Raw genomic sequence first — 14,150 nt, forward strand, 5'->3', positions numbered from 1 at the left:
CGGAGCCTAGGGCGTTTCCCCGGGCCGCGGCGCGTCGAGCCCGGCGATGCCGAGCACGCGGTCGTCGACGTCGCGCTGCACGTTGCGCGCCTCGTGCGCGGCGACCGCGGCCTGGAATTCGCCGAGGATCCGCTTCTGCAGCCCGAACATCTCGCGTTCCTCGGCGGGTTCGGCGTGGTCGTAGCCGAGCAGGTGGAGGCAGCCGTGGACGGTGAGCAGGTGCAGCTCGTCGATCAGCCGGTGGCCCGCGGTTTTCGCCTGGTCTTTGGCGAAGGCCGGGCAGAGCACGATGTCGCCGAGCAGCGCCGGGGAGGAGTCGGGCGCGTCGGGGCGGCGGGAGGAGTCGAGTTCGTCCATCGGGAAGGCCATGACGTCGGTGGGCCCGGGCAGGTCCATCCAGCGTTCGTGGAGGTCTTCCATCACCTCGAGGGTGACGCACAGGATGGACAGCTCGGCGAGCGGGCTGACCTCCATTTTCTCCAGGGTGTAGCGCGCGGCGGAGACGATCGACGCCTCGTCGACGTCGACGCCGGATTCGTTGGCGATCTCGATGCTCATCGGCGGCCGCCTTTCCAGCCGCCGGTCTGCTGCTCTTGCGCGTCCTGCACGGCCTGCCACTTCTCGTACGCGTCGACGATGTCGCCGACCAGTTTGTGCCGGACGACGTCCTGGCTGGTGAGCTCGGCGAAGTGCAGGTCCTCGACGCCGCCGAGGATGTCGCGCACGACGCGGAGCCCGCTGCGCTGCCCGCCGGGGAGGTCGATCTGGGTGATGTCGCCGGTGACGACGATCTTGGCGCCGAACCCGAGGCGGGTGAGGAACATCTTCATCTGCTCGGGCGTGGTGTTCTGCGCCTCGTCGAGGATGATGAAGGCGTCATTAAGCGTACGGCCGCGCATGTAGGCCAGCGGGGCGATTTCGATCGTGCCCGCCTGCATGAGCCGCGGAATCGACTCCGGTTCGACCATGTCGTGCAGCGCGTCGTAGAGCGGCCGCAGGTACGGGTCGATCTTCTCGTTCAGTGTGCCGGGCAGGTATCCGAGCCGCTCCCCCGCTTCGACCGCGGGGCGGGTGAGCACGATCCGGGTGACCTGCTTGGCCTGGAGCGCCTGGACGGCCTTCGCCATCGCGAGGTAGGTCTTGCCCGTGCCGGCGGGGCCGATGCCGAAAACGATCGTGTGCTTGTCGATCGCGTCCACGTATCGCTTCTGGTTGAGCGTCTTGGGCCGGATGGTCTTGCCGCGCCGCGACACGATGTTGAGGCTCAGCACCTCCGCGGGCGATCCGTCGCCGCTGGAGAGCATCCCGACGGTCCGCCGCACCGTGTCCGGGCCGACCTGCTGCCCGCCCTCGGCGAGCTGCACCAGTTCGGCGAAGACCCGTTCCGCGAACGCCACGTCCGCGGGGGTGCCGGTGAGCGTGACCTCGGTGCCGCGCACGTGCACGTCCGCGGCCAGCAGGTCCTCGGCCACCCGCAAGTTTTCGTCCCGGGACCCCAGCAGGCTCAGCTGAGCCGCCTCCGGGATCGGGAATCGAGCCTGTGCCTCGGCAGACACCCGATTGTCAGGTCGGGCGGCTCCGCCCGTCTCAGTTCCGGCCACGTGGCCTCGGTCCTGCTTTCTGCGCACTTCGCAAGTCGACGTACAGGGACTCTTGAATGCTACTTGCCCTGCTCCCCGGCCCGCAGCCCGGTTTCAGTGCACCCCGGCCTGCGGCCGCCCGAACAATCCGAGCTGTTCCCCGCCCAGGACGTGGGCGTGCACATGGAAGACCGTCTGCCCGGCGTCGGCGTCGGTGTTGAACACCACCCGATACCCGCTCTCGGCGATCCCCTCGAGCTCCGCCACCTTCCGCGCGGTCAGCAACACCGCGCTCAGCAGCTGCGGATCCGCCTCCGCCAGCTCCCCGACGTTCCGGTACCTCTTCCGCGGCACCACGAGCACATGCACCCGGGCCTGCGGATTGATGTCGCGGAACGCGAACGTGGCGTCGTCCTGGTACACCACGTCCGCCGGAATCTCCCCGGCAATGATCCGCTCGAACAACGTCTCGGAAGCCTCGCCATCGCTCATGCGCCCACCCTACAAACACCACCCAGCAAGCACCCAGGCGAGAGACGAACGAAACGCAACCACCCCACGCACCCACGCACCCACGCACCCACGCAACGGATGAACGAGACGCAGCCACCGCACCGTGGGGGTCCGGGGGGCTCGGCCCCCCGGGAGCAATAGCGAAACCAGCGGCGGCGAAGAATCGCGCCAGCGATTCGAAGACGCCGCGGCGCGGTGGAGCCTGGGGGTCGCTCCACCGCCGCCGCGGCTCCGCCGGACCGAGGGGGGAGGTGCCCGGCGGGGTTCGGGTTCGCGTACTCGAGGGTAATGCCCGGCTGCGGGCGGCCTGAAACCCTCGGGTTCGCACGTTGCGAAGCAGAGTAGCTGGCGGGGGTGCGGCGCGCCATCACCTGGCGTGGATGTTGGGGGTTTCGCGGGGTGCGGCGGTCAGTGCCAGCGGCCGGTGAGGACGCCCAGCGCGCCTAGTGCGACAGCGGCCGCGGTGGAGGTGCGCAGGACGGTGGGACCGAGGCGAACCGGTACGGCTCCGGCGGCTTCGAGGGTGGCGAGTTCGTCGTCGGTGATGCCGCCTTCGGGGCCGACGACGAGGAGGAGGTCGCCGCCGTCGGGCAGTTCGAGGTCGGTGAGTTTGCTGGTGACGCCGGATTCGAGGACGAGGGTCGCGGACATCGTGGCGGCGAGTTGCGCGAGTTCGCGGGTGCCTGCTGGTTCGGCGACGGCGGGCACGTGGGCCCGGCGGGCTTGTTTGGCGGCTGAGCGGGCGGTGGCGCGCCAGCGGGCGAGGGCTTTTTCGCCGCGGGGTCCGTCGTCCCAGCGGGCGACGCTGCGGGCGGCGCGCCAGGGCACGATCGCGTCCGCGCCGGCTTCGGTGGCGAGTTCGACGGCCAGTTCGCCGCGGTCGCCTTTGGCGAGCGCCTGGGCGACGTGGACGCGCAGCGCGGGCGGTTCTTCGTGCCAGCGTTCGAGAACGGTGAGGGTGACCGAGGCCGCGCGGCCCGCTTCGACGGCGTCGACGGCGCAGCGGGCCATCGCGCCGGCGCCGTCGGAGAGCACGAGCTGCTCGCCGACGCGCAGCCGGCGCACCGTGGCCGCGTGCCGGGCTTCCTCGCCGTCGAGCAGTGCTCGGCCTTCGGCGGGCACTTCCGGGGCGAGGAAGACCGGCAGGGTGGTGTCCGGCACAGTCAGCGGTTCTTCGCGCGCAGCTTGGAGAACAGGCCGCCGTGCTTGCTGCCGTTGGCGGCGAGCGTCGGGACCTCTTCGCCGCGCTGCTGGGCCAGGTCGACGAGCAGGTCGCGCTGGGCCTCGTCGAGTTTGGTCGGCACCACGACGTCGATGTGGACGTGCAGGTCGCCGCGGCCGTCGACGCGGCCGGACGAGCGCAGCCGCGGCATGCCCTTGCCGGTGAGCACCAGTTCGGTGTTGGGCTGGGTGCCGGGCTCGATGTCGAGTTCGTAGTCGCCGTCGACCAGGGTGGCGATCGGGACGGTCGCGCCGAGCGCCGCGGTGGTCATCGGGATGCGGAAGTTGCAGTGCAGGTCGTTGCCCTCGCGGACGAACACCTCGTGCGGGGCCTCGTCGATCTCGACGTAGAGGTCGCCCGCCGGGCCGCCGCCGGGGCCGACCTCGCCCTGGCCGGACAGCCGGATCCGCATGCCGTCGCCGACGCCCGGCGGGATCTTCGCGGTGACTCCGCGGCGCGACCGGATCCGGCCGTCGCCGCCGCACTGGCGGCAGGGGTCGGGGATGACCTCGCCGAAGCCGCGGCACACCGGGCAGGGGCGCGCGGTGACGACCTGGCCGAGGAACGACCGCTGCACGGACTGGACCTCGCCGGCCCCGCCGCAGGTGTCGCAGGTTTTGGTGCTCGTGCCCTCGGCGGTTCCCGCGCCGCGGCACAGGTCGCAGACGATCGCGGTGTCGACGGTGATCTCGCGGTCGACGCCGGTCGCGCATTCCTCGAGGGTGAGGCCGAGCCGGATCAGCGCGTCGGAGCCGGGCTGCACGCGGCTGCGCGGCCCGCGGCCGCGTCCGCCGCCTCCGCCTGCCGCGCCGAAGAAGGCGTCCATGATGTCGCCGAGCCCGCCGAAGCCGGCGAACGGGTCGCCGCCCCCGCCGCCGCGGCCGCCCGGGTCCATCGGGTCGCCGCCGAGGTCGACGATCTTGCGCTTCTGCGGATCGGAGAGCACCTCGTACGCGGTGGTCACCTCGCCGAAGCGGTGCTGGGCGTCCTCCGACGGGTTCACGTCGGGGTGGAGCTCGCGGGCCAGCTTGCGGTACGCGCGCTTGATCTCCTGATCGCTCGCGTTCTTGGCCACCCCGAGGATCCCGTAGTAGTCCCTCGCCACGTTGCTCTGCCTTCTCCTTCGTGTTCCGCCACGTCCCCGGCCTGCCGCCGGTCAGCGGCCGGACAGGATCTGCCCCACGTAGTTGGCGACCGCGCGGACCGCCGCGATCGTGCCGGGGTAGTCCATCCTGGTCGGCCCGACGACGCCCATTCCCCCGAGCAGCATGTCGTCCCGGCCGTAGCCGATCGACACGACCGAGGTGCTGCGCATCTGCTCGTCCTCATTTTCCTCGCCGATGAGCACGGTGACCGCACCGGGGTTGCGGGCCGCGGCGAGCAGCTTCAGCACCACCACCTGTTCCTCGAGCGCTTCGAGCACCTGGCGCAGCGACCCGGGGAAGTCCGCGACGTTGCGGGTGAGGTTCCCGGTGCCGCCGAGCACGATCCGCTCCTCCGGGTGCTCGACCAGCGATTCGACCAGTGTGGTGCAGATCCGGGTGAGGTGGTCGCGCAGGTCCGGCGGCGCGCCCTCGGGCAGTTCGGCCACGTTCGCCGCCGCGTCGGACAGCCGCCGCCCGGCGAGCGCGCCGTTGAGCACGGTGCGCAGGCGCAGCACGGTCTCCTCGGTGACCACGTCGCCGAGGTCGACGGTGCGCTGGTCGACCCGGCCGGAGTCGGTGATCAGCACGAGCATGAGCCGCGCCGGCGTGAGCGGGACCACTTCGAGGTGGCGCGCGACGGTGTTGGTGAGCATCGGGTACTGCACCACCGCGACCTGGCGGGTGAGCTGGGCGAGCAGCCGGACCGACCGGCGCAGCACGTCGTCGAGGTCGGTGCCCGAGTCGAGGAAGGTGGTGATCGCGCGCCGCTCGGCCGCGGACAGCGGCTTGATCTCCGACAGCCGGTCGACGAACAGCCGGTACCCCTTGTCGGTGGGGATCCTTCCGGCGCTGGTGTGCGGCTGGGCGATGTAGCCCTCTTCCTCCAGGGCGGCCATGTCGTTGCGCACAGTGGCGCTGGAAACACCGAGGTTGTGCCGCTCGACGATCGTCTTCGAGCCGACCGGCTCCTGATTGGCGACGTAATCGGCGACGATCGCGCGCAGCACCTCGAAGCGACGCTCTTCCGTGTTCGCCACCGGCACCTCCTTCGCGGTCCTCCTGCTCCTCACAACGAGTTTACGGACCCGTCAGTGCCCGGCGCGCCCTCCGGTCCCGCCGCCCCCGGGTAAAAGGGAGGCAAACAATTTTCAATAGCGACGAACCGGGCAACTCGGATCTTCGCTTGCACGGGGAACCGAGAGCCGGTTTTCTGCCTCGGAAAGACTATGAACCGCCCCAGCCGAAAGCAGTGGCCGACATGAACGCACTTTCTCCCGAAATCGCCGAAATCCGGCAGCGGGCCGCCGAGGCACAGGAACGGCTGAAGCACGTGTCGGCGACCGCGACGAGCCCGGACGGCGCGGTCACCGCGACCGTCAACACCGCCGGTGCGCTGCAGGAACTCCAGTTCGGCTCCCGCGCCGACGAGATGCCGCGCGCCGCCCTCGCGGCCGCCGTGCTGGCCACCGCCCGGCGCGCCCAGGCCCAGGCGGCGCAGCAGCTGACCGCGATCATGGCCCCGGTGATCGGCGAGCACAGCGACGCCATGAAATTCCTCGAGGAACAAATCCCGGAACCGGAGGTTCCGGAGGAAACGGCCCCGCCTTCGCCGCCGCAGCCGCAATTTTTCGACGCGCAGGACGATTCCGCTCCGCCCGCCCGGCCCGCTCCGCCGTCCCGGCCCGCCCGCCCGGCGCCGGACCCGACGGACGACGACTACTACGGCGGCGGCTCGATCCTGGGGAGGAACTGATGGCGGACGGGTACCAAGTCCACCTCGACGCGTTGCAGCAGCACAAGAGCGACGTGCAGGACATCGCGCAGGGCGTGCACACCGCGGCGCAGGCGTGCGCCGCGGGCCAGGCCGTGGGCGACCTTTCGTTCGGCATCATCGGGCAGCCCTTCGCCGCGGTGATGGAGACGTTCACCGGGTCCGCCGGCATCTTCATCGGCCAGGTCGCGGCCGCCGCGGACGACATCGCCGACCGGCTGCAGAGCGCGCACGACGCCTACGACACCCACGAGCAGCACGCGAAGAGCACGATCGACGGCTTCGGCAAGGAGATCCCGGCATGAGCGGCAACCCGCTGGTCGCGACGGCCGAAGCGCCGTCCGGGGCCACGACGAACATGGGTTCCTCGGACAACGAATGGAACAACCTCAACGCGCAGACCTCCGGGTCCGGGATCTTCAACGACGTGGCGGCGACGATCACCGACGCCCGCGCCGGGGACTGGGTCAACCTGGGGCTGGACGCCGTCACCGACGGCCTGGACCTGCTCGGGGTGGCGATGGACCCGCTCGGCGCGCTCGCCAGCGCGGGCGTGGGCTGGCTCATCGAGCACATCAGCTTCCTGAAGGACGGCCTGGACAAGCTCGCCGGCAATCCCGAAGCGGTCACGGCCAAGGCCACGACCTGGGAGAACATCGCCAAGCAGCTCGAGAAAAGCGCGGGCGAGTACGAGCAGGCCGCGGCGAAAGTCCGGCCGGACTTCCAGGGCCAGGGCGGTTCGGCCTACCAGAACACCGCCGCGGGGTACGTGGCGACGCTGAAGGGCGCGTCCGGGCAGGCCAAGGGCACCTCGGCAGGCATGCAGGTGGCCGCCGCGCTGGTCGGGACCGAGCGGGGCATCATCCGCGACATGATCTCGTCGTTCGTCGGCGAGCTGATCGTCAAGGGCCTCGCCGCGCTCGCTGCCTCGTGGTGCACCTTCGGCGGCACGATCGCCGCGTTCATCGCCGACACGGTCGTCGAGGGCGGGATCCTGGCCGAGAAGATCTCCAGCCGGATCGCGAAGGTGGTCGAGCAGCTCGACAAGCTCGCGCAGAAGGCGGGCAAGGCGAAGAGCGCGATCGAGGACGCGTCGAACGCGCTCAAGAAGATCGGCAAGGGCGCGGACAAGCTGACCGACAAGAGCGTGGACGTGGCCGCGCGCGCGGAGCAGAAGGGCCTCGACGCCAAGAGCGCCGCGCGCGACGCCGGGAAGTCGCATGTGGACGAGTCGGTGCCGGACAAGGCCGAACGGTGGCACGACGCGTGGAAGGACAAGATCCCGGGCCAGGAAAAGCTGGAGGACCACGTCAAGCCCTACACCGAGGACGGCAGGCACGCGCTCAGCCCCAACAGCTGGAACGACCCGGCGCAGGCCGGGAAGCCGGCCTGGAACCGGGCCGACACCATCGGCGTGGTCACCGAAGGACGCCGCCAGGAGAACGAGCAGATCGACCGCGCCCGCGAGTCCGCGGAGTCCTACGAGAAGGAGCGGGCGAAGGAAGAGCGCGGCGGCGAAGGCGAGCCGAAATGACGGTGGAGGCCGATCCTCGGGAAGTAGCCGCCGCGAACCTGAGCGGGCGGCTGCATCCCTCGCAGCGCGGCGAGATCCTCGACATCATGTTCTGGATCATGCTCGGCATCGTGGTGGTCTTCGTCGCGCTCGCGGTCGTCCTCCCGCTGACGACCGGCATGCTGAGCGGCCCCAATGCCGGCCAGAGCTGGGCGGCGGCCCCGTTCTGGCTCGCGCTCATCGTGGCCGGCGTGGTGCTGTGCGCCCGCCGGTACCGGGCGCTCAGCGACCCGGTCGTCGTGATCACCGGGTGGACCCACGATTTCGACAGCGAGAAGCCGCCTGACCGGCCGTACGTGATCGCTAAGGGCCTGGATAAGGACCGGTACGGCAACAAGACCAACCGGAAAATCGCCGTCGGCGGGAAGCAGTACTGGGTCAGCCGCGCGATGTACGCGCAGATCCAGGGCGACCGGAACAACACCGTCTGCGTCGTGCCCCGCGCGACGAAGCTGCTGAACGCCTTCCCTGCCGGGTAGGCGGCCCCGGGCTTTTCAGGAGTTCTTCGGGAAACCCAGGTTCACCCCGGCATGCGAGGTGTCCGGCCACCGCGAGGTGACCACTTTGGTGCGGGTGAAGAAGTGGAATCCTTCCGGCCCGTACGCGTGCGTGTCGCCGAACAGCGAATCCTTCCAGCCGCCGAACGAGTAGTAGCCGACTGGCACCGGGATGGGCACGTTGACGCCGACCATGCCGACTTCGACCTCGTTCTGGAAGCGGCGCGCCGCCCGTCCGTCGCCGGTGAAGACGGCCGTCCCGTTGCCGTACGGGTTGGCGTTGACGAGCGCGAGCGCGTCGTCGAAGCTGGTCGTTCGCGCGACGGACAGCACGGGGCCGAAGATTTCGTCGGTGTAGATCGACATACTGGGCGTGACGCGGTCGAAAAGCGTGGGGCCGAGCCAGAATCCCTCGTTCGCGCCGTCTGCTTCCACGCCCCGGCCGTCCATCACCAGTTCCGCGCCTCCGGCGACTCCGGCGTCCACATAGGACGAAACACGCTCGTGGTGCGCCCGGGTGACCAGCGGACCCATCTCCGACGACGGCTTGCGTCCGTCCCCGACGCGCAGTTTCCGCATCCGGTCGGCGATTTTGGAGACCAGTTCGTCCGCGATCGGCTCGACGGCGACCACCACCGAGACCGCCATGCACCGCTCCCCCGCGGAGCCGAAACCGGCAGATACGGCGGCGTCGGCGGCCAGGTCGAGGTCGGCGTCCGGCAGGACGACCATGTGGTTCTTCGCCCCGCCGAGCGCCTGGACGCGCTTGCCGCGGCTGGTGCCGGTTTCGTAGACGTAGCGGGCGATCGGCGTCGAACCGACGAACGAGATCGCCTTGACGTCCGGGTGCGCCAGCAGCCCGTCGACGGCGACCTTGTCGCCCTGCAGCACGTTGAACGCGCCGGGCGGCAGGCCCGCTTCGGCGAGCAGTTCGGCGATGAACAGCGCGGCGGACGGGTCCTTTTCGCTCGGCTTGAGCACCACGGTGTTGCCGCACGCCAACGCGTTCGGCACGAACCAGAGCGGCACCATCGCGGGGAAGTTGAACGGCGAGATCACGCCGACCACGCCGAGCGGCTGCAGGATCGAGTAGACGTCGACGCCGGTGGACGCGTTCTCGCTGAATCCGCCCTTGAGCAGTTGTGCCGCGCCGCACGCGTATTCGACGTTCTCGATCGCGCGCGCGACCTCGCCCGCGGCGTCCGATTCGACCTTGCCGTGCTCGCTCGTCACGATCTTGGCCAGTTCGTGTTTGCGCGCCTGAAGCAGCTCGCGGAAGGCGAACAGCACGCGCGTGCGCCCGGCGAGCGACGTGTCCCGCCAGCCCGGCAGGGCGGCGGCCGCGGCGGCTACGGCCTGGTCCACCTCGGCCGGTCCGGCGAAGTCCACCTGTGCGCTCACCTGGCCGGTAGCCGGGTCGTACACGTCGCCGGTGCGGCCGGAGCCGACGACCGGCTTGCCGTCGATCCAATGGCTGATGCGGTCGGTCACGACGTCCGCTCCTTCCGGTCGGGTGTCCCCGAGTCTCCGGGCGAGGCGCGGGGGTACGCCATCGACAACGTGTACGGACTACCCCTCTCCGCCGTACAGTCTGTGCCTGCCGGCCAGCAAGGGGGACCGATGTACCCGACCGTCGCCGAGACGCTCGCGCTGCCGGTGCTGCGCCAGGGCTGTCCGCGCGTCGTCGCGGGCAGCACCGGGCTCGAACGGCGGGTGCGCTGGGCGCACGCGGCCGAGGTGGCCGACATCGCGCACCTGCTGCGCGGCGGGGAACTCGTGCTCACCACCGGCGTCGCGCTCCCGGACGACGACGCGACACTGACCCGGTACGTCGCCGATCTCGCCGAGGTGGGCGTCGCGGGCCTGGTGGTCGAGCTGGTGCGGCACTGGAACGACCGGCTGCCGCAGGCGCTCGTCGCGGCGGCCGAGCAGCGCGGGTTGCCGCTGGTGACGCTGTCGCGCGAGACGCGTTATGTCGCGGTGACCGACGCAGTGAACGGGATGATCGTGGACGCGCAGCTCGCCGAGCTTCGGGCGGCGGAGCGGGTGCACGAAACGTTCACCTCGCTGACCGTCGCCGGCGCCGAACCGGCTGCGGTGCTGGCCGAGGTAGCGCGGCTGACCGAGCAGCCGGTCGTGCTGGAAACGCTGGAGCACGAAGTCCTCGCCTACGACACGGCGGGCACGGATCCGGGCGAGCTGCTGATCGGCTGGCCCGCACGGTCCCGCGTGGTGCAGGTCGGCGAGCGCACCGGCTACCACTCGGCGGCGGGCTGGCTGGTCACTGTGGTCGGCGCGCGCGGACACGACTGGGGACGGCTGGTGCTGGTGTGCGCCGAACCGCCGCCGCATCGGTACCAGGTGGTCGCCGAACGGGCGGCGTCCGCGCTCGCAGTGCACCGGCTCGTCACGCGCGACTCCGACACTCTCGAACGCCAAGCACACCGCGCGGTGCTGGCCGAGCTGCTGAATTCGCCCGCGCCCACCGCGGAAATCCTCGCGCGTTCTTCTGCGCTCGCGGTGCCGCTCACCGGACGACAGCTGGTCGGCCTCGCGGTACGGCCGCGCATCACTGCGACAACCCGACCGATGCTGTCCACGCCGCCGCTGTTGCGCGAGTTGGCCGAAGCGACCGCGCTCGCGACGCGCCGGGCGAAGGTGTCCGCGCTGGTTTCGACGGACGAAACTGCCGTACGCGCGCTTCTCGCGCTTTCGCCGGAAGCCAACGCCGACGCCGTACTTCAGCGCCTCGCTGCCGACATCCACGACGCGCGCGCTTCCGCTCCCGCCGCCATCGGCGTCGGCACGACCGTCACGGGACCTGCTGAGGCGCAACGCACCTTGGTCGAAGCCGCACATGTCGCTGCCGCAGCCCTCGACGAGGACGACGGACAACCGTTGCACCGTCTCAAAGATGTGCGGCTACGCGGCCTGCTGCACCTTCTCGCCGACGACGAGCGCGTACATGCCTTCGCTGCGCGCGAGTTGGGCCCGCTCCTCGAACGCGACGCGGCTTCCGGCAGCCGGCTCGTCTCGGCACTGCGGCACTACTGCGCACACGGCGGCAACAAGTCCGCCGCGGCCGTCGCTGCGCATACCTCGCGGACGGCGTACTACCAGCAACTCGCCCGCATCGAACAGGTGCTGGGAGTGCGACTGGAAGATCCGGAGTCGATGTTGTCGCTGTACGTGGCGTTGCTCGCGCACGACCTCGGCGCCGCCACCCGTCCGAGCGAGGAAAACCCACCCGGACGAGGAGCACAGTGATCGGGTTCGCCGTGCCGATATCCCTCGTATGGTGTTCTCTTCCTTCGCTCCGGTCGCGGCTGCCTTGATCGGATTCGGCGGCGTCGCCGCTCCGCACGTCCCGGAGTCCATGCTGCAGCTGACGATGCACGAGACTTCCGGGCGCGTCACAAGCGCGTCCCTCACCTGCGATCCCACCGGCGGCACGCACCGCCACCGCGACGCCGCCTGCGCCACGCTCGCCGCGGTCGACGGCGATTTCTCCCGCATCGCCCCGCGCCGGCAGAAGTGCACGATGATCTACTCGCCGGTGGACGTCACGGCGGTGGGCAGCTGGCGCGGCACCCCGGTGACGTACCGGGCGACGTACCCGAACAAGTGCGCGGCGGACAGTCAGTCGAACGGAGTGTTCGCGCTTTAGCGGCGAACCATTCGACGGGCATGGTCGCGCGATCCGTTCTTCGCCGAGACCGCGGGCGGCCCTGGAGGAGTCGTTCCTCCGCCGTGACTGCCTGACCTCAGGTGCCTGCCGGTTCCGCGTCGGCGCGAACGTGGGCCCCGCCGAGGAAACCCGTCCGGTACGGCCAACTGACCCGGTGCGACCTGGTTCCGTCGCTGCGCCGTGCCGAGCCCTTCCGGAGGGCGAAACGGCTCGCCGTGCCACGGGACTGAACCGTCACGCACACGGCTTCGCCTTGACGATCTCCCGAGCCCGGGAACGGCTCGCGTTCCAGGCGGGCCAAGGATCGTCGGCCAGCGAACCGGCGAGCGGGCGCAAGAGGCACGGCGCGTCGGGCCGGCGTTCCGCCACGACCGGGGCCACGTCGGCGGAAAACCGGCTCAGGTAACGGAGGTCGAGCGGCTTGCCCTGCGCCGCCCGGTCCAGGTTGGCGGTCGCGATGGCCGCCTCCGGGTTCGCCGCGGCCAGCCCCAGCAGCGCCAGGGCGGCGGTCGCGATCGCGGCGCGGGGCAGCCAGCTCGCGCGGAGCGTGCCCAGCGTCGCGCCGAGCAGGACGAACACCACGCCCAGCCAGATCTCGCACACCTCCACCAGCAGGCGCAGCACGGTGAATCCGTAGGCCTGCTGGTAAGTCCACATGCGACTCAGCGCGGACAGCACCACGACCAGGCTCAGCACGGTCAACACGCCGAGCAGCACTCGCAACACCGTCCGGTCGGCGCGGGTGGCGTTCGGCGCCCAGCGCAATGCCGCGGCGAGAATGCCGAGGGTCAGCACTGTGCAGACGCAGAGTTGCCAGAAACCGCCGCGCGCATAATTGGCCGAAGTGAGGCCGCCGGTGCGGAGGACGTAGTCCGTGCCGCCGAAAAGAGCACTCGCTTGCACCCCGACGTAGGCGGTGAACAGCACCGCCAAGGTGCCCAGCAAGGAAGTCCACGACAGCCGGTCGCCGACCGTGGTCTTCCGGTTTTCCCAAACCGGCAGGGGATCCGCGGAGATCAGGAAGACCGCGGCCATCGCCGCGAAGCCGACCACGAACGCCAGCGTGGCCTGGACGACCGAGACTGGACGCACCTCCGGGCCGAGATCGCGGACGAACTGCGCGAAGCGCGGATCCGCGCTGCTCAGCAACGGCAAGAACACCACCAGGACCAGCCCGGACAGCAGTACCGCCCCGAGCACCCGCCCCTGGCGCCGCCCGGGGCGCGGACTCCGGCGCAGCAGCCACGGCACCGCGCGGAACGTTTCGAGCGGCACGGCGAGAGCGTCGTAGGTCGTGCCGTGCACGGTTCGCTTTCCCACGACAGCGAGCGAGGCCGCGACTGCCGCCGCGACCGCACACAAGGCGAACAGCCATTCAGCCGCCCGCACGGCTCCGACCGCGAGCAGCGCGATCGCCAGCAAAGCCCACGCTGCCTGCCGCCAACGCCCTTTTCCTTGTCCTCCACCGGACAGCCGCGCGCACGCCAAGAGGACCGCGACCGCGATCACCAGCGCGAGCACCCAGCCGATCCCGGGCCGATCCACCGGCACGACGACCGCCCCGGCCAGCGCGACCGCCAGCGCGGCCGGCTTCGCGCCGCGAGGAACCGCGGATCCGGCCCGCTCGAACAACGGCCGCGGCCCCGGCTCCCGGACGACCTGCACCAGCCAAGGCGGAACCGCGTGCGCGGGACGCTTCTGGACCTGCTCGGACATGGCACTCCTCTTCGCGATAGCAAATCTCTGGTCTGGGGCTGATCCGGGGAAGAACTGGACGACGCGATGCGGATTTCTCCGCGGTGGCGCGGACCCGGCGAGCGCGGGATTCTCGCCGCCGTGGTGCCGAGCAGCGGCGCCAGGATCAGGAATCCCGCCCTCGAACAGACACCATCCGGATTCGCCGCCCGAGGCCCGGACCAACGACCGCACGGCCCGAAGCCCGCCGTCGAACAGGCAGCGTCAGCCTGTTCCGTCAAATCCGCGGCCCAGCCGGGCAATCGCCTGCCTGTCAAGCGGGAACATCGACCGGCTCCGGCAACAGCTCAAGCCGCGGCCGCGCCCGAAAGCCAAGCAGGCAACACCACCCGCCTCCGGCGACCCCACCGCCGCGCAGGCACCACCACCCCAACCCGCCACCCCCACCAAGCCGAACCACGACCCG

At 70.7% G+C, this 14,150-nt stretch carries 14 protein-coding genes; 6 read left to right on the plus strand and 8 right to left on the minus strand.

Annotated elements, in window-relative coordinates:
* Positions 1 to 6: 6 nt before the first annotated feature.
* The 6 genes from ybeY to hrcA all read right to left on the minus strand — a co-directional run bounded on the left by ybeY (position 7) and on the right by hrcA (position 5,497).
* A complete protein-coding gene (ybeY, locus tag L942_RS19735) occupies positions 7 to 558 on the minus strand; it encodes an rRNA maturation RNase YbeY (protein ID WP_037362443.1) in 552 nt (183 codons plus the stop codon).
* Positions 555 to 1,601, minus strand: a complete 1,047-nt coding sequence (locus L942_RS19740) for a PhoH family protein (protein ID WP_037362446.1) — start codon at positions 1,599 to 1,601, stop codon at positions 555 to 557. The genes ybeY and L942_RS19740 overlap by 4 nt, the downstream gene beginning before the upstream one ends.
* Before the next feature lie 93 nt (positions 1,602 to 1,694).
* Positions 1,695 to 2,072 (minus strand): histidine triad nucleotide-binding protein, encoded by a 378-nt coding sequence (locus L942_RS19745; RefSeq protein WP_037362448.1) that lies wholly within the window; start codon positions 2,070 to 2,072, stop codon positions 1,695 to 1,697.
* A gap of 429 nt (positions 2,073 to 2,501) precedes the next feature.
* Positions 2,502 to 3,254, minus strand: a complete 753-nt coding sequence (locus L942_RS19750) for a 16S rRNA (uracil(1498)-N(3))-methyltransferase (RefSeq protein WP_037362449.1) — start codon at positions 3,252 to 3,254, stop codon at positions 2,502 to 2,504.
* 2 nt (positions 3,255 to 3,256) lie between these two features.
* The gene (gene dnaJ, locus L942_RS19755) at positions 3,257 to 4,420 is read right to left on the minus strand and encodes a molecular chaperone DnaJ (protein ID WP_037362451.1); all 1,164 of its coding nucleotides are present in this window, start codon (positions 4,418 to 4,420) and stop codon (positions 3,257 to 3,259) included.
* A gap of 51 nt (positions 4,421 to 4,471) precedes the next feature.
* On the minus strand, positions 4,472 to 5,497 hold the full coding sequence (gene hrcA / locus L942_RS19760) for a heat-inducible transcriptional repressor HrcA (RefSeq protein WP_037362453.1): 1,026 nt from the start codon (positions 5,495 to 5,497) through the stop codon (positions 4,472 to 4,474).
* 221 nt (positions 5,498 to 5,718) lie between these two features.
* Here hrcA and L942_RS19765 point away from each other — a divergent pair, with 221 nt between their 5' ends.
* From L942_RS19765 to L942_RS19780, 4 genes are read left to right on the plus strand one after another with little or no spacing between them, the layout of a single operon-like run.
* Positions 5,719 to 6,213, plus strand: coding sequence for a YbaB/EbfC family nucleoid-associated protein (locus L942_RS19765; protein WP_037362597.1), 495 nt, complete (start codon positions 5,719 to 5,721; stop codon positions 6,211 to 6,213).
* Positions 6,213 to 6,536, plus strand: a complete 324-nt coding sequence (locus L942_RS19770; protein WP_037362455.1) for a type VII secretion target — start codon at positions 6,213 to 6,215, stop codon at positions 6,534 to 6,536. The genes L942_RS19765 and L942_RS19770 overlap by 1 nt, the downstream gene beginning before the upstream one ends.
* Positions 6,533 to 7,765 (plus strand): PPE domain-containing protein, encoded by a 1,233-nt coding sequence (locus L942_RS19775; protein WP_037362457.1) that lies wholly within the window; start codon positions 6,533 to 6,535, stop codon positions 7,763 to 7,765. The genes L942_RS19770 and L942_RS19775 overlap by 4 nt, the downstream gene beginning before the upstream one ends.
* Positions 7,762 to 8,283: a hypothetical protein gene (locus L942_RS19780; RefSeq protein WP_037362459.1), complete on the plus strand. Its 522-nt coding sequence runs from the start codon at positions 7,762 to 7,764 to the stop codon at positions 8,281 to 8,283. The genes L942_RS19775 and L942_RS19780 overlap by 4 nt, the downstream gene beginning before the upstream one ends.
* Positions 8,284 to 8,298: 15 nt before the next feature.
* Here L942_RS19780 and L942_RS19785 read toward each other — a convergent pair whose 3' ends face one another.
* The gene (locus tag L942_RS19785) at positions 8,299 to 9,792 is read right to left on the minus strand and encodes a CoA-acylating methylmalonate-semialdehyde dehydrogenase (protein WP_037362461.1); all 1,494 of its coding nucleotides are present in this window, start codon (positions 9,790 to 9,792) and stop codon (positions 8,299 to 8,301) included.
* Between the two features lie 129 nt (positions 9,793 to 9,921).
* On the opposite strand from L942_RS19785, the gene L942_RS19790 reads away from it, so the two are divergent.
* Together L942_RS19790 and L942_RS19795 are read left to right on the plus strand one after the other, a co-directional pair.
* Positions 9,922 to 11,568 (plus strand): PucR family transcriptional regulator, encoded by a 1,647-nt coding sequence (locus L942_RS19790; protein WP_037362463.1) that lies wholly within the window; start codon positions 9,922 to 9,924, stop codon positions 11,566 to 11,568.
* Between the two features lie 28 nt (positions 11,569 to 11,596).
* Positions 11,597 to 11,968, plus strand: coding sequence for an SSI family serine proteinase inhibitor (locus L942_RS19795; RefSeq protein ID WP_037362465.1), 372 nt, complete (start codon positions 11,597 to 11,599; stop codon positions 11,966 to 11,968).
* A 255-nt stretch (positions 11,969 to 12,223) separates the two neighbouring features.
* Here the strand turns inward: L942_RS19795 and L942_RS19800 are convergent, their stop codons facing one another.
* Complete coding sequence (locus L942_RS19800) at positions 12,224 to 13,705, minus strand: DUF4153 domain-containing protein (RefSeq protein WP_037362467.1); 1,482 nt, start codon at positions 13,703 to 13,705, stop codon at positions 12,224 to 12,226.
* Positions 13,706 to 14,150 lie beyond the last annotated feature (445 nt).

The organism is Amycolatopsis orientalis DSM 43388 (assembly GCF_000411975.1).
GTDB lineage: Bacteria > Actinomycetota > Actinomycetes > Mycobacteriales > Pseudonocardiaceae > Amycolatopsis > Amycolatopsis orientalis_D.